The 15860-nt window shown below is 54.8% G+C and carries 15 protein-coding genes and 1 tRNA gene; 10 read left to right on the top strand and 6 right to left on the bottom strand.

Annotation, left to right across the window (positions count from 1 at the left end):
• Positions 1–6: 6 nt before the first annotated feature.
• From yajC to queA, 3 genes are read right to left on the bottom strand one after another with little or no spacing between them, the layout of a single operon-like run.
• Positions 7–342 carry a preprotein translocase subunit YajC gene (yajC, locus tag AB4N43_RS22405; RefSeq protein WP_007982729.1) on the bottom strand — a complete coding sequence of 112 codons (336 nt, stop codon included), beginning with the start codon at positions 340–342 and terminating at the stop codon, positions 7–9.
• A 43-nt stretch (positions 343–385) separates the two neighbouring features.
• Complete coding sequence (gene tgt, locus AB4N43_RS22400; protein WP_172825974.1) at positions 386–1501, bottom strand: tRNA guanosine(34) transglycosylase Tgt; 1116 nt, start codon at positions 1499–1501, stop codon at positions 386–388.
• A gap of 14 nt (positions 1502–1515) precedes the next feature.
• Positions 1516–2565, bottom strand: coding sequence for a tRNA preQ1(34) S-adenosylmethionine ribosyltransferase-isomerase QueA (gene queA / locus AB4N43_RS22395; RefSeq protein ID WP_027922739.1), 1050 nt, complete (start codon positions 2563–2565; stop codon positions 1516–1518).
• A 107-nt stretch (positions 2566–2672) separates the two neighbouring features.
• Here queA and AB4N43_RS22390 point away from each other — a divergent pair.
• From AB4N43_RS22390 to AB4N43_RS22375, 4 genes are all read left to right on the top strand, one after another.
• Positions 2673–2757 (top strand) — tRNA-Leu (locus tag AB4N43_RS22390).
• A 150-nt stretch (positions 2758–2907) separates the two neighbouring features.
• Entirely contained in the window at positions 2908–3237 is a 330-nt protein-coding gene (locus AB4N43_RS22385; protein ID WP_460151954.1) for a hypothetical protein, read from the top strand.
• A 188-nt stretch (positions 3238–3425) separates the two neighbouring features.
• A complete protein-coding gene (locus AB4N43_RS22380) occupies positions 3426–3824 on the top strand; it encodes a hypothetical protein (protein WP_460151953.1) in 399 nt (132 codons plus the stop codon).
• 1 nt (position 3825) lies between these two features.
• Positions 3826–4539, top strand: a complete 714-nt coding sequence (locus AB4N43_RS22375; protein ID WP_460151952.1) for a hypothetical protein — start codon at positions 3826–3828, stop codon at positions 4537–4539.
• Positions 4540–5062: 523 nt separating this feature from the next.
• Here the strand turns inward: AB4N43_RS22375 and AB4N43_RS22370 are convergent.
• Positions 5063–7657 (bottom strand): HD domain-containing protein, encoded by a 2595-nt coding sequence (locus AB4N43_RS22370; protein WP_460151951.1) that lies wholly within the window; start codon positions 7655–7657, stop codon positions 5063–5065.
• A gap of 765 nt (positions 7658–8422) precedes the next feature.
• On the opposite strand from AB4N43_RS22370, the gene AB4N43_RS22365 reads away from it, so the two are divergent.
• Positions 8423–8734: a DUF3077 domain-containing protein gene (locus AB4N43_RS22365; RefSeq protein WP_460151950.1), complete on the top strand. Its 312-nt coding sequence runs from the start codon at positions 8423–8425 to the stop codon at positions 8732–8734.
• A 164-nt stretch (positions 8735–8898) separates the two neighbouring features.
• Here AB4N43_RS22365 and AB4N43_RS22360 read toward each other — a convergent pair whose 3' ends face one another.
• Positions 8899–9267: a PH domain-containing protein gene (locus AB4N43_RS22360; RefSeq protein WP_027922735.1), complete on the bottom strand. Its 369-nt coding sequence runs from the start codon at positions 9265–9267 to the stop codon at positions 8899–8901.
• A 12-nt stretch (positions 9268–9279) separates the two neighbouring features.
• Positions 9280–9732: a hypothetical protein gene (locus tag AB4N43_RS22355; RefSeq protein WP_027922734.1), complete on the bottom strand. Its 453-nt coding sequence runs from the start codon at positions 9730–9732 to the stop codon at positions 9280–9282.
• 374 nt (positions 9733–10106) lie between these two features.
• Between AB4N43_RS22355 and AB4N43_RS22350 the strand changes: the two genes are divergently transcribed.
• From AB4N43_RS22350 to AB4N43_RS22330, 5 genes are all read left to right on the top strand, one after another.
• Positions 10107–10583: a formate dehydrogenase subunit gamma gene (locus AB4N43_RS22350; protein ID WP_027922733.1), complete on the top strand. Its 477-nt coding sequence runs from the start codon at positions 10107–10109 to the stop codon at positions 10581–10583.
• A complete protein-coding gene (locus AB4N43_RS22345) occupies positions 10580–12112 on the top strand; it encodes a formate dehydrogenase beta subunit (protein ID WP_460151949.1) in 1533 nt (510 codons plus the stop codon). The genes AB4N43_RS22350 and AB4N43_RS22345 overlap by 4 nt, the downstream gene beginning before the upstream one ends.
• Complete coding sequence (fdhF, locus tag AB4N43_RS22340; protein ID WP_460151948.1) at positions 12109–14991, top strand: formate dehydrogenase subunit alpha; 2883 nt, start codon at positions 12109–12111, stop codon at positions 14989–14991. The genes AB4N43_RS22345 and fdhF overlap by 4 nt, the downstream gene beginning before the upstream one ends.
• Positions 14988–15209 carry a formate dehydrogenase subunit delta gene (locus tag AB4N43_RS22335; RefSeq protein ID WP_027922730.1) on the top strand — a complete coding sequence of 74 codons (222 nt, stop codon included), beginning with the start codon at positions 14988–14990 and terminating at the stop codon, positions 15207–15209. The genes fdhF and AB4N43_RS22335 overlap by 4 nt, the downstream gene beginning before the upstream one ends.
• 196 nt (positions 15210–15405) lie before the next feature.
• The gene (locus AB4N43_RS22330) at positions 15406–15783 is read left to right on the top strand and encodes a hypothetical protein (protein ID WP_027922729.1); all 378 of its coding nucleotides are present in this window, start codon (positions 15406–15408) and stop codon (positions 15781–15783) included.
• Positions 15784–15860: the final 77 nt, after the last annotated feature.

Here is a 15860-nt window from a genome sequence, read left to right as displayed (position 1 = left end):
TGAAACTTAGATCGCTTTCAGCGTGCCTTTTGGCAGCGTCGCGGCAATAGCGCCCTTCTGGAACTTCATTTCGACAGTGTCGGAAACTTCCAGAACAACGAAATCGTCTGCCACTTTAGTGATCTTGCCGGCGATACCACCGGTGGTCACAACTTCGTCGCCTTTCTGCAGGCTGCTCAGCAGGTTCTTCTGTTCTTTGGCGCGCTTGGCCTGTGGACGCCAGATCATCAGGTAGAAGATGACCAGGAAACCGACCAGGAAAATCCACTCAAAGCCGCCACCCATTGGGCCTGCCGCAGGTGCAGCAGCGTCAGCCATGGCATTAGAGATAAAAAAGCTCATTTAGCACTCCAGTTGCAAATGTTGAATCTTGGGGTCAGAAAACTCAGTCCAAAGGCGGAACAGGTAACCCGCGTTTGGCGTAGAAGGCATCGACAAAGGCGGCCAATGTACCCTGTTGAATAGACTCGCGCAAACCAGCCATAAGCACCTGGTAATGGCGCAAATTGTGGATGGTATTCAACATGCTACCCAGCATTTCGCCGCACTTGTCCAGATGATGCAGATAAGCACGGGAGAAGTTCTGGCAGGTATAGCAATCACAGGTCGGATCGAGCGGCGAATCATCATGGCGATGGAACGCGTTACGGATCTTCAGCACGCCGGTGTCAATGAACAGATGCCCATTGCGGGCATTACGGGTTGGCATCACGCAATCGAACATGTCCACACCGCGGCGCACACCCTCAACCAGATCTTCCGGTTTGCCAACGCCCATAAGGTAACGAGGTTTGTCAGCCGGCATCTGACCCGGCAGGTAATCCAGCACCTTGATCATTTCGTGCTTGGGCTCGCCCACCGACAGACCGCCAATGGCCAGGCCATCAAAGCCGATCTGATCGAGGCCTTCCAGGGAGCGCATGCGCAGGTCCTGGTGCATGCCGCCCTGAACGATGCCGAACAGCGCCGCCGTGTTGTCGCCATGGGCTTCTTTCGAGCGCTTGGCCCAACGCAACGACAGCTCCATCGACACGCGAGCGACGTCTTCGTCAGCCGGGTACGGGGTGCATTCGTCGAAAATCATCACGATGTCCGAACCCAGATCACGCTGGACCTGCATCGATTCTTCCGGACCCATGAACACTTTGGCGCCATCCACCGGGGAGGCGAAGGTCACGCCCTCCTCCTTGATCTTGCGCATGGCGCCCAGACTGAACACCTGGAAACCGCCGGAATCAGTCAGAATCGGGCCTTTCCACTGCATGAAATCGTGCAGGTCGCCGTGCTTCTTGATCACTTCGGTGCCAGGACGCAGCCACAAGTGGAAGGTGTTGCCCAGAATGATTTCCGCGCCGGTGGCGACGATATCCCGCGGCAACATGCCCTTGACGGTGCCGTAGGTGCCCACCGGCATGAACGCCGGGGTTTCTACGGTGCCGCGTGGAAAGGTCAAACGACCGCGACGAGCCTTGCCGTCAGTAGCAAGTAACTCAAACGACATACGACTTTGGCGACTCATTCTGTTTCCTCTGGGCCACGTGGTGCGGGGTTACGGGTGATAAACATCGCATCACCGTAGCTGAAAAAGCGGTATCCATGCTCGACGGCCGCTTTATAAGCAGCCATGGCTTCGGGATAACCGGCGAATGCCGAAACCAGCATCAACAGCGTGGATTCAGGCAAATGGAAGTTGGTGACCAGGGCATCGACCACATGAAACGGGCGGCCCGGGTAGATAAAGATATCGGTGTCGCCACTGAACGGCTTGAGCACGCCATCGCGCGCAGCACTTTCCAGCGAACGCACGCTGGTGGTCCCCACCGCCACCACGCGACCACCGCGAGCGCGGCATGCAGCGACGGCATCGACCACGTCCTGGCCGACTTCCAGCCATTCGCTGTGCATGTGGTGGTCTTCGATCTTCTCGACGCGCACCGGCTGGAACGTACCGGCGCCGACGTGCAAGGTCACGAACGCGGTCTCGACGCCCTTGGCGGCAATCGCCTCCATCAGCGGCTGATCGAAATGCAGCCCCGCCGTCGGCGCCGCCACCGCGCCCAGGCGCTCGGCGTAGACCGTCTGATAACGCTCGCGGTCCGAGCCTTCATCCGGGCGGTCTATATAAGGCGGCAACGGCATGTGCCCGACGCGGTCCAGCAGCGGCAACACCTCTTCGGCGAACCCCAGTTCGAACAACGCATCGTGACGCGCCAGCATTTCAGCCTCGCCACCGCCATCGATCAGGATCTTCGACCCCGGCTTCGGCGACTTGCTGGAACGCACATGGGCCAGCACGCGATGACTGTCGAGCACGCGCTCGACCAGGATTTCCAGCTTGCCGCCGGAAGCCTTCTGGCCAAACAGCCGCGCCGGAATTACCCGGGTATTGTTGAACACCATCAAATCGCCCGGGCGCAAATGCTCGAGCAAATCGGTGAATTGACGGTGTGCCAGGGCGCCGCTGACCCCATCAAGGGTCAACAGGCGACTGTTGCGACGCTCGGCCAAAGGGTGGCGGGCGATCAGCGAATCTGGGAGTTCGAAAGTAAAGTCAGCAACGCGCATGATGGGGTTCGTCTAGCAGGGGCCGGAAGTCTAGCCGAAATAGTGAAAATTCTCTATGTACCTGATTGACCGACGGTAATCTCATCTCTATACTTCGCCGCCATTGAGCCCTGATGGCGGAATTGGTAGACGCGGCGGATTCAAAATCCGTTTTCGAAAGGAGTGGGAGTTCGAGTCTCCCTCGGGGCACCAAAATTAAGAAAGGTCTTGCTTAGCAAGGCCTTTTTTTTCGCCCACAGAAAAGTGAGCTTGCTTACCGCTGTCGTGTAGCAGCTGCCGAAGGCTGCGAGCTTTTGATCATCGTATTCTTGGCCGGTACGACCCTTATCAAGGATTCATCCCATGGAACTGCTGCTGGAAACCGTCGCCCTGTTCTGCCTCAAGCTAGCTTATGAGACTGAAGATTCGAGTCCGATTCTTCGGGATGATCCAATCATGAGTGATTATGAGCGGGAGGTTTTTGGGTTGTTGGTGCGACGGGGGGATATTGAGGGGATTCAATTCAGAGTCATGCGCTGTGCAGGTTTGGCACTTAATGCTTCAGGCGGCGTTGATAAGGTCTTGGGCCGTGAACTGCATAGGTTAGCGGCTGATTTCGACTCTGCGCAGACGATGGAACAGCTCGAGGCCCCGCTCCTCGCGCTCAAAAGCTATTTGAAAGATGCCCAGTGAAGCGGCTGTCAAGAGTAGGCATGCCAAATGTACGCACTGACTCGGAACGGCATGCTTTCACGAATGACAAATTTGTTCCATTTCCTCTTCCCCGGAAATAAGATATCAGACAATCTAGGCCGGACCTTTGAGTTCGGTTAAAAACAGCCATTTTGGAAATTCGTAATACAAGGAGTTAATCCAAACAAATGACACCAAAAATTCTTTCATTCATTTCCACCATTCTCCCAGTAACACTACTATTTTTATCGTTCATGGTAAAAATGTCTATCGAGCGCGAAGTAGATCTACCCAAAGCACTTCAAAGCCTTATTGAGCTACCAACCGACATAATGTTTCTATCATCCAGCCTCCTTATCGCATACATAATTTCCAACAAAAACAATGCTGAAAACGGCCTTGCAGGACTGTTAGGCTTGTTAGGATGCGTAATAATATCAGTATTAGTAGTTTTAATTTGGAGAAAAGCAGAAAATCAGCTTTCAAAAAAATCCTGGCATGCTCTTTGGTTGTGTATAGCAAGCTACTTAACAGCAATACCAATTCTAGTCATCACCGTTTTTATAAACATTGGACAAGGCGCCTAACATGGACATAAATAACGTCTTACTTTCAATTCTAATCGCATCAATCTGCACAACAATCCCAATATTATATCTATTCATAAGATCATATATAAGAAAAAATGAACATAGCTTAGAAATGCAAAAAGTAGAGCTGGAGATGTTTAGGCAATCTCTGGAGAATTCGATTTACTCATCAAATGACAAACTAGTCTCAAACAGAGCCCGCTGGAAAGATGTTAACCATATGCTTTTTGAGGCAGCACAAAGAAACATAGTAAGAAAACCAGATCAAAACTCGTACCTAGAATCGCTCTCAATCGACCGAGACGACATAAAAATCTCATCGAAAAAAGCTTTTTTACTTGCACCTATAAATCCAAGGTTTAGCTCGCAGATAGGACAAATTAAATCTGCGTGCGCAAGCATAGGTGTTGAATGCGAGACTGCTGACGAAGAGTACATTTCCGGCCCGATACTTTCGGTAATTGTAAAAAAAATGCTATCGGCAAGTCTCGTGATAGCTATTATTGACGGTCGAAACCCAAACGTTTTCTACGAATTAGGATTGGCGCACGCCTTTGGAAAGACAGTTGTGATGGTCGCAGGAGGATTAGAAGACATTCCATTCGATATTCAGAGCCAAAGACTTGTTTTAGTAGACTGGAAAAGTAAAACCTCAATAGACAAGATACGCAAAGCCATATCAGAATCTATATTCTGGACCTCGAACAACTAACAAGTGACAAGTGACAAGTGACAAGTGACAAGTGACAAGTGACAAGTGACAAGTGACAAGTGACAAGTGACAAGTGACAAGTGACAAGTGTAAACAGTTTACTGAGTGGTCTGTTTACGTCAATTATCCAAGGCGATTTAACGACGCCAGTTTTTCCGGTGTTTACCACTCATCCCAAAAGTTGACCGCTCCACTATTTGGAGCAAAGTCCCCATTAGCCAGTCTCAAGTCAAGTCTAAAAGCCAGATCGCCCTGTAGCTTTTACTGCAGGGCGTCCCTTTATTTCAAACTGCCTGATTGCACCCATCGAACCCATTTTCCGATCATCGGCTACGACCGAATCGTGCCAGACGCCCATTTGCGTCAAGCGGTGGAGATGCAGCATGCGCCGCCCTGGCAGTTAACCACCAGAACACTATTGTTCAATCCCCACACTACCGCCAAAACCGCACGACTCCCGCGCCATGCTTTATATATTATGATTAGGCATTTTTAATGCCAAAAGAACAATATTCCTTTACCTTTACTCAGTTATTATAGGAACAGCCCTTACACTCGCAAATCTGGACATTCCGAAATGCACTTTGTGCACTGGTTCGCCAATCGTCCAATGGGGTTTAAATCCCAACATCAAGATCGACCTATGAATATATGCAGCAATTGTATCTGGCTTTGGCAGACCATCATCATCCAACTCAAAGCTCAACCACCCCTCGTTGATCAGTGGTTTAACATGAGCAACGCCTTCAACTTCATTAACATCGTGATGAGTCTCTATATGCCCATCAAGAAAAGGACTCAACAAAAAACCTACTGGAATACTTATTGCTATTTGAGCTATCTGTTCAAATGATGAAAAAGCTGCGCCACCGGTGAAAACCACATACAGCCTTGCGACCCCTATGACATCGGCCTTAAATGCAGATGCACGACTCGCAACAACTAATCGAGTCAGATCATTGGTTGAATTACTCTCGAAGAATTCAAGCTGTGCTTCAGCCCATTCCTTCATAGTTTTCTCAGATGCTAGAAAACCGTTAATGTCGCGACTCGCAGTTTTAGGGCTACACTCGACATAACCTATAATACTGCCTTCGGATCGAGTGGAATTACTGACCACCATCCCACCAATAGTTTTAACCCCAAGCATTTTGCTATCAGAGTCAAGCTTACAAGCAAGTGCTGCGTATCCCAGAATCCTTCCATCCTCCTGAATAACTCGCATACGCGGTGCCGCTTCATTTATTTCCGTTTCTAGAGCCTCGACTCCGAGCGGATATTTTTTACCACAGCCTATTTCTCTCAAAATAGACTGACAATCTAATGTCCCCCGACTGACGTCTTTATGAATCAATTCAAGCTCACCGGCTTCAACGCCAAAAAAAACATCGACATCTAAACCCACAACAAGTGCTGAAACAAACTCTTTTAATGGCACACGCCCCTTAACCGCGTTGCGACCATTACTAGTCAGGGGAAGGCAGGCGTCAGCCCCAAGCACATCAGAAACAAGTGCAAATCGAATTTCTGTTGAGGTATTAGTGGGCAGTTTAGAGCTTCTGTCCTCTTTAAACAGCGGTCGCAACGTCAAACCCTTTGAAAAACAAAGAGCACAAGAATAGTTTCTATTTTCTCTCCAGCGGCGAGTACTAACCTCAACGGCACTTGCAGCCATAAATATCGAATAAAACCCAATACCAAACTGCCCTATAGATTGAAATTTTGAAGAACGGAGCCCTGGCAATTCAGCCTGTAAAAACTGTGAACTCCAAAAACTGGATCCAAAATCAAGAAATGAACCTGTAAGGACAGACTTTGACATACCAACGCCATCATCCGATATCGAAATTTCTGATATCCCAGATTGATTTCTTAAAAATTTTACGATGATTCGCCCTTGATACCCTTCATCGAGGTATCTCCTAGCAACAATAGCATCACGAGAATTTTGGATTAGCTCTCGCAGAACCACTTCCAACTTCCTATCGTCTCCGTACAGTTTCTCACCGCCCAAACTCCCGACCAACCTTTCAATATCACTAACATGCAACTGCGTATTATATGGCGTCCACCCAAAAACACGAATATAGCTCTGAAATTCATCAATACGCCCAGCACCAGCAACCGTTCGAACTTTAAATGATCGTGAGACAAAAGGAGCTCTACCCTCAAGAAGCTCATTACACGCTTTAATTTCAGAATCAATCATCAAAACAGTATCATAAGCGACCCACCATGCATCCGCCTCACCCTCCAAATAGGGCATTGTGGATGTATATACAACACTTCGTCCTGTTGAATCAGACAAATCACGTTGAGGTCCGGATATTTTGTTTTGAGCCAGCCAATGGTTAAGCGAAATCCCAGCGCGACGATTTAATGCCAGAAGAAAATCAGGAGCTCGTGCACTACTGATATGTGCAGCATCGGCGACTCGTAGCAAACAAGCAATTTTTATTGGGTCGACCGTCCAAGAATAAGGAAGAAAATCCGGCGAGTTAAACTGAATGCTCAACCTCTCCGATACACTTCCAATATCCCAATGATGGCTAGCTGCAATTAGCCCTATCAGCTCACCAAGGTGCATTCTTATAGACTCGTCTGAAATCAGATAAATCTCATCGGTTCGACCTGGGACTTTCCAACTTAGCCCAATCATCTGAGCGGCACGACTTGCATGCATTTGTCTTATCGCAGAAAAATCCGCCGCAGCCTCGGCTTCGAGTATAGGTAGCTTTCGACCGAGCTCAAACGCATACGCATCTTTCCAAACAACCGTTGAGCGAACACCGTCTTGGCCACCCTCATATGCTTCCCAGCACATTGCGGAGTCATGCAAAAGTATTGCACCGCCAAGAATAAATGTTTCAAGTGGATTTAAAGGGTAATCCTCTCCCGCAATTATATCAGCAGTTGTCCAAAGCGCATCAAGATGACTAACATCATGCACAGTTAATCCCGGTAAAACTTCACCTATTTTAGAAACTAACATTGCAACCTTTTCACGAAATCTTAAAAACTCCGCTTTCAAACGAGAAACTTCATCAGAGTGCAGTGAACGCTCCCCCTCAAAAGCGTTTCTCCAGATACTAGTTCTTTTAACCTGCTCCAAAGACATTATCATCCCACCCTAGGTAAATTTTTTTAGCATTAGAAATAAATCAACACATTACTAGTTACCAGTTTTTTTTCAACTACATTCCCATTCTGCCCACGTAAACTCTTTCACCGCACGGTTCCCACAAATTCATCGAGCAATTTCTTACCCGATTCACCACTCAGTCCCTCTTGAGGATTTGACTACGGTCACTTGGGAAGGCAAAACAGCATTCATCCTACAGATGATGAAAACGTGGACTATCACCCCATCGCCCAACCCAAATGATACCGGACGTTAAAAGAGTGGAATTTCATCCATTCCGACGTAGCGATGAAAAATACTTCTCCGATCTTTAGAGCGCCACTTTTCACCGGATAGCCTTGTAGCGACTTTGTGAGAGTTGCAGGGAAAGACCATGGAGGTTACCCTCCCACCGTCGCTGCCAATTCAGCGACCGGGTGTGGTAACCCGAGTTATTCAAGGCGCAACAGCGCCCCAGACACGTCATCAGGCGCTTTTTTTATGCCTGCGGCGTGAGTCATGGCGGCTGTGCGTGGGACGCCTTCGGGCGTGCCGGTTTCCTTGATACCCGGTTTACCACCCTGCGCACAGCTGTCACCCATTCGTGTGGTAACGAATCTGGCAGCTCCACATATCAAGGAGTCTGATAATGCGCAGCATCAATCCGTACAAATTTTGGCTTTTCCCTCAACGCGACGCTCAGTTGCGTAACGCCCCACTGTCCACCCTCTCCCACCGCCTCTCCCTCATCGGAGGTGGCCAATGACCGATCAATCCGAGCTGAAAACCATCGGCCTAACCCCTGCCATTTACTGCGCCGATCAACCACTCTTCCACGTCACTCGCGGCGTTCCCCTCGGCGATGCCTTATCCATGGCTTCTGACTTTCTGTTTCTCGCCAAGAAGCTGAATGAAGATGCCGCGTACGCAACAGACACAGACCGCCACGCCTGGGCTGCGCATTATTTGACGGCGATGAGTAAGGCGGTGGTTGATGATGCGGTGAAGGTGCTTGGGCGGGGGCGGGGTTCTGCGGCGGCGGCTGAGCGGGCGGCGGCTACGTCTGAAGGGTAGTGGTTCAAAAATGAGGTGAGTGGGCTGCTTGTGATGATGGCGGTAGATTCAGCATGAATGTTGGCTGGTCTGGCGCTTTCGCGGGCAAGCCCGCTCCCACAGGGATTGCGGTTAGCTGGAGGCCGTTGTTAGCCCCGAGTTTTCGGGGCTTTTTCGTGTTGGGGTCAGAGGACGTGTTGGGAGATCAGTTTTGAGATTTCTACCATGGATGTCCTGCCGGTGAATTCGAACTTCACTTTTCCCAACGACGAAAAGTAGATCTCCAGCTCTGAATCCAGGTCGAAGGTGCCGGACGTTTCCACCGAGTACGCCACGATGTTTTTGTAGGGCAGTGAGGTGAAGTCTTTTTTGCTGCCGGTGAGGCCCTGCACGTTGACGGCGATGATGCGTTTGTTGGTGAACACCACGCCGTCACGCATGGATTTGTAGGCGTCGATGACGTGTTCGCCGTCGAGCAAAAGGTCGGTAACGCGTTGGGCGTATTCTTCGTTTTGCTTGAGTTTGAAGAAGCCCTTGTTGTTGAAATCAATCATGTGTCGCTCCTGTTATTCAATCTGTATCGGTCCTTTGGTCCCGGCATCGCTGTCCATCCAGTAGTCCTGATTCTGCAGGCTTCGATCGCCCTGGAGGGTGAAGAGGATGTTGCCCTGGCGAAACTGCAGCGTGCCGTCGGTACGCTTGGCTTTGACCTGTTTGCCGTTGACCCACACTTGTTCCTTGGCATCGATGCGGATGGTGGCGACAGTGGCGCCGGCATCGCTCTTGGCCACCCATTGCCCGACGTAGGGGGTTGGGGCGCTTGGGCTGTCCGCGGCGGGGTTGGTGAAGCCTGCCTTGGCGTTTTCTGCCTTGCTCTTGTGGATATCGCAGCCTTGGGTTTCGCTGACCTGAGTGCAGCCGGATTGCTCCAGTTGTTTGCGATAGGTGTCGTTGATGGCGTAGGCCGGGGATTGCGCCGCGATCAGGATGACCAGCGCAGGCAGGATGAGTCGGTTCATGTGTGCTCCTTTGCGATCTCGTCGGACGGCATCGTACGTTTACGGTAGCGGGCGAGTGTGCCGCGCTTGTACCACAAAACATTTCAGACAATGCGCGCCGTGGTCAGTGCTCTTCTAGACTTAACGGGTGGTCGTGGAAAGAACCAAACACGTCGCTTTGGTGCAGTCGAATCAATACCAGCGTGGCAAGCTCCCTCAATGCCCTATAAACGGTGCGGCAAAGACCGCGCCGGGCACAACAAGATGCCCGCTCAGGGTGCCCTGGCCAACGGCCTGACAATGCCACGATACCGTGACGTGGTGTGAATGCCGCAGCCGACACTTTCGGACGACCGACAACCGCCTGGTTTGTCCGTGACCGTGAGGAATGCTGTATGCCTGATGAGATGTTGCAATTGCCTATGGTCAACAGCGTGCTGGAGCGCCACAAGGGCTCTGCGGGTGCACTGTTGCCCATCCTCCATGAGATTCAGGCCGGTATCGGTTACATCCCCGATGCCGCCATCCCCGAGATAGCCCACGCCCTCAATCAGAGTCAGGCCGAGATTCGCGGCGTGATCAGCTTTTACCATGATTTCCGCACCGCGCCGCCGGCCCGGCATATCCTGCGGTTGTGCCGGGCGGAGTCGTGCAAGAGTCGCGGCGCCGAGCAGTTGGCCGCGCAGTTGCGTGATCGTCTGCAACTGGATGATCACGGCAGCAGCGCCGATGGCAGCATCAGTTTGCGTCCGGTGTATTGCCTCGGTGCCTGCGCCTGTTCGCCGGCGCTGGAGCTGGATGGTCAGGTGCATGCGCGGCTCAGTGCCGAGCGTCTCGATGCGTTGCTCGACGCTTGCCGGGAGGACGTATGAGCCTCTATTTATCCTGTGATTCCCTGGCCCGTGCCGTGGGTGCCGATGCGGTGGCGTCTGCACTTGCCAGTCAGGACCTGCAACGCACCAGCTCTCGCGGCCTGTACTGGCTGGAACCATTGCTCGAAGTGGACACCCCGCAAGGCCGTATCGGCTTCGGCCCGCTGACCGCTAGCGATGTGCCGTCGGTGCTCGATGCGCTGCAAGGCGACCCGTCCTCGCACCCACTGGCCTTGGGCCTGGTGGAAGAATTGCCGTATCTCAAGTCTCAACAACGCCTGCTGTTCGCCCGCGCCGGCATCACTCGTCCGCTGTCGCTGGACGATTATCGGGCCCACGGCGGTTTCGAGGGTTTAACCAGAGCTGTCACTATTGGCGGCGATGAGACCGCGACCGCGGTGTTCGATTCGGGCTTGCGTGGGCGTGGCGGCGCCGCCTTCCCCGCCGGGATCAAATGGCGCACGGTGCGCGCTACCGAGGCGGCGCAAAAATACATTGTGTGTAACGCCGACGAAGGCGACTCCGGCACGTTCGCCGACCGCATGTTGATGGAAGGCGACCCCTTCCTGCTGATCGAAGGCATGGCCATTGCCGGCATCACCGTCGGCGCCAGTTACGGCTACATCTATGTGCGCTCGGAATACCCACAGGCCGTCGCCACGCTGAATGAAGCGCTGGAGATTGCCCGGACCAACGGTTACCTCGGCGCCAATGTCGGCGGCAGTGGTTTGGCCTTCGATATGGAAGTGCGTGTCGGGGCCGGCGCTTACATTTGCGGTGAAGAAACCGCGCTGCTGGACTCGCTCGAAGGCAAGCGCGGGGTCGTCCGCGCCAAGCCGCCGATTCCCGCGCTGAAGGGCCTGTTCGGCCTGCCGACGCTGGTGCACAACGTGCTGACCCTGGCCTCGGTGCCGCTGATTCTGGCCAAGGGTGCGCAGTTCTATCGCGATTACGGCATGGGCCGTTCCCTGGGCACGATGCCCTTCCAGTTGGCGGGCAATATTCTTCACGGTGGCCTGGTAGAACGGGCCTTTGGCCTGACCCTGCGCGAACTGGTGGAAGACTACGGCGGTGGCACCGCCAGTGGCCGACCGCTGAAAGCCGCGCAGGTCGGCGGTCCGCTCGGCGCTTGGGTGCCGCCGTCGCAATTCGACACGCCGCTGGATTACGAAGCGTTCGCCGGGATCGGCGCGATGCTCGGTCACGGCGGCGTGGTGGTCGCGGACGACAGCCTGGACATGGCGCAAATGGCGCGTTTCGCCTTGCAGTTCTGCGCTGAGGAATCCTGCGGCAAATGCACGCCGTGCCGTATCGGCTCGACCCGGGGCGTGGAGGTGATCGACCGTCTGCTGGCCGCGCCGGACCAAAGTGGTCGCGATGAGCAGGTCATCATCCTCAAGGACCTGTGCGACACGATGCAATACGGTTCGCTGTGCGCCTTGGGCGGCATGGCCCCCTTTCCGGTGGTCAGCGCCCTCAAGTACTTCCCCGCCGACTTCGGTCTGCAATCTTCGGAGGCCGACCAATGATTACCCTCTTCGACCCGAAAACCGACATTGATCTGGGCACCCCGGCCCGCGACAGCGACGTGCAGATAACCCTGAGCATCGACGGGCGCAGCATCAGCGTGCCCGAAGGCACTTCGGTGATGCGCGCCGCCGCGTTGATGGGCACGACCATTCCGAAACTGTGTGCCACCGACAGCCTGGAAGCCTTCGGCTCCTGCCGCATGTGCCTGGTGGAGATCGACGGCATGCGCGGCTATCCCGCGTCTTGCACCACGCCGGTCACCGAAGGCATGACCGTGCACACCCAGACGCCGAAGCTCGCGACCCTGCGCCGCAACGTCATGGAGCTGTACATCTCCGATCACCCGCTGGATTGCCTGACCTGCTCGGCCAACGGCAATTGCGAGCTGCAAACCGTCGCCGGCCAGGTTGGCCTGCGAGAAGTGCGTTACGGCTATGAAGGCGACAACCATCTGGCCGATGTGAAAGACACTTCCAACCCCTACTTCGACTTCGACCCGAGCAAGTGCATCGTCTGTAACCGCTGCGTGCGTGCCTGCGAAGAAACCCAAGGTACCTTTGCCCTGACCATTACCGGGCGCGGTTTCGAATCCCGGGTCGCGGCCGCCGGTGGCGAGAACTTCCTCGATTCGGAATGCGTGTCCTGCGGCGCCTGCGTGCAGGCCTGCCCTACCGCGACGCTGATGGAAAAAAGCGTGGTCGAACTGGGTCAGCCCGAGCACAGCGTGATCACCACCTGCGCCTATTGCGGCGTGGGCTGCTCGTTCCGCGCCGAGATGAAAGGCGACCAACTGGTGCGCATGGTTCCCGACAAGAACGGCCAGGCCAACCACGGCCACTCGTGCGTCAAAGGGCGCTTTGCCTGGGGTTACGCCACCCACCCGGATCGCATCACCACACCGATGATCCGCAAACACATCAACGACCCGTGGCAGGAAGTCAGCTGGGATGAAGCGGTGACCTACGCCGCCAGCGAATTCCGCCGGTTGCAGCAAAAATACGGCCGCGACTCCATTGGTGGCATCACCTCCAGCCGCTGCACCAACGAAGAAACCTACCTGGTGCAAAAACTGGTGCGCGCCGCCTTCGGCAACAACAACGTCGACACCTGTGCGCGGGTCTGCCACTCGCCGACCGGTTATGGCCTGAAACAAACTTTGGGCGAGTCCGCCGGCACTCAGAGCTTCGACTCGGTGATGCAGGCCGACGTGATTCTGGTAATGGGTGCCAACCCCAGCGACGCCCACCCGGTGTTCGCTTCCCAGCTCAAACGTCGCCTGCGTGAAGGCGCGCGATTGATCGTGATCGACCCACGCCGCATTGATCTGGTGGACTCGGTGCATGCCCGCGCCGAACTGCACCTGGCCCTGCGTCCGGGCACCAACGTCGCGATGCTCAACGCCTTGGCCCACGTCATCGTCACCGAAGGCCTGCTCGATCAAGCCTTTATCGACGCCCGTTGCGAGGGTAGCGATTTTGCCCGCTGGAGCGAGTTCGTCAGCCGTGCGGAGAACTCACCGGAAGTGCTGGCCGCCGTCTGCGGCGTAGACGCTGCCGACATCCGTGCCGCCGCTCGCCTGTACGCCACCGGTGGTAATGCGGCGATCTACTACGGCCTCGGCGTCACCGAACACAGTCAAGGCAGCACCGCGGTCATGGGCATCGCCAACCTGGCCATGGCCACCGGCAACATCGGTCGCGAAGGCGTCGGCGTGAACCCGCTGCGGGGACAGAACAACGTTCAGGGCTCGTGCGACATGGGCTCCTTCCCCCACGAGTTGCCCGGCTACCGGCACATCTCCAACGAAGTGGTACGGACGCAGTTCGAGCAGGCGTGGAACGTCACCCTGCAACCCGACCCGGGCCTGCGCATTCCGAACATGTTCGAGGCCGCCCTCAGCGGCAGTTTCAAGGGCCTGTATTGCCAGGGCGAGGACATTGCCCAGAGCGACCCGAATACCCAACACGTCACCGCTGCCCTGTCGGCCATGGAATGCATCGTGGTGCAGGACATTTTCCTCAACGAAACCGCCAGGTTCGCCCACGTATTCCTGCCGGGCAGCTCGTTCCTGGAAAAAGACGGCACCTTCACCAACGCCGAGCGACGCATCTCCCGGGTGCGCAAGGTCATGGAGCCACTGGGTGGCAAGGCTGACTGGGAAGGCACCGTGGCCCTGGCCAATGCGTTGGGCTACCCGATGAACTACAAACATCCGTCAGACATCATGGACGAAATCGCCAGCCTGACGCCGACGTTCACCAACGTCAGCTACGCCGAACTGGATCGCCACGGCAGCCTGCAATGGCCGTGCAACGCCGCAGCACCGGACGGCACGCCAACCATGCACATCGAGGAATTCGTGCGCGGCAAGGGGCGTTTCATGCTCACCGGTTACGTGCCTACCGAGGAAAAGGTCAATAACCGTTATCCGTTGCTGCTGACCACCGGGCGCATCCTCAGCCAATACAACGTCGGCGCTCAGACACGGCGTACCGAAAACGTTGCCTGGCATGACGAAGACCGTCTGGAAATTCACCCGACCGACGCCGAGAGCCGTGGCATCAATGAGGGTGACTGGGTCGGCATCGGCAGCCGCGCCGGGCAGACCGTACTGCGTGCGCGGGTCACCGAACGGGTCGCGCCGGGCGTGGTGTACACCACGTTCCACTTCCCGGAATCGGGGGCCAACGTGATCACCACCGACAACTCCGACTGGGCCACCAACTGTCCGGAGTACAAGGTCACTGCCGTGGAGGTCAGCCGCGTCTACCACCCTTCCGAGTGGCAAAAACGCTATCAGGCCTTCAGTGACGAACAGGATCGTTTGCTCAAGGAACGCCGGCATGCCCGTGGCGCTAAAGCGGAGGTGCGCCGATGAGCACTGAAAACCTGATCAAGATGGCCAACCAGATCGCCCAGTACTTCGCCACCGAACCGGACCAGCAAGCGGCCGTGCTCGGTGTGCGTAATCACCTGCAGATGTACTGGACGCCGGGCATGCGCAAGGAATTGCTGGCCTGGCAGACGGAGCATCAGGGGGCGGACATGCATCCATTGGCGCAGGCGGCGGTCAGTGGGGCGGGCTGGGCGGCATAGGTCTGGATTGACCTTGAAGATCACCCAACTTGTAATGAGGGAGCTTGCTCCCTCATTACATTGGATTCGCGCTGCGACTCAATCAAATCGATATAAACCCACAACGCCCTTCAGCTCAGAGCCACTGATTTGATATCGTGCCTGCCATCGCCTCACCTCAACAAAGACCCACGACGTTGTTAACAGGGAAGATGGAATGCAGTTAATCAGTATGTTGATGTTCTTCGCTGCATCAGCAGGGATGTGGATTTGGGTTGTGAAGAGCCGTGGCCCGTTGAATATCTGGCTGGCGAACCTCTCGGGTGCCGTGGCCAGTTTCATCGTCGGGACTGCGGTGCTGATTCTTTGCTCGAGCTGGTTAACCCCGGACGCCCCCGTCTCGCGAGCCCCGGCCTTTGCGCTTTATACGCTGATGGCATTTATGGGCACTCTGATCGGGACCTGGCTCTTGGTATTCACCAAGTGCAACCAGGAACAATCCCCCGCTTATCGACATTTTGCTGCGGCAGCGTGCAGCCTGGTGGCCGCACTGGTTGCGCTGGTGGTGTCGGTCACGATCTTTCCCCTCAAGTAACCCCCATCGGGCAATTGATGAAGTTCAGCCAGAGCTCTGCGCTATCATCGCCGGCCTGTGCGCCAAGAGCCTTGAAC

The organism is Pseudomonas sp. S2_B07 (assembly GCF_054668435.1).
The sequence above is the reverse complement of the archived record's forward strand: the minus strand, read 5'-3'. Positions and strand labels throughout refer to the sequence as shown.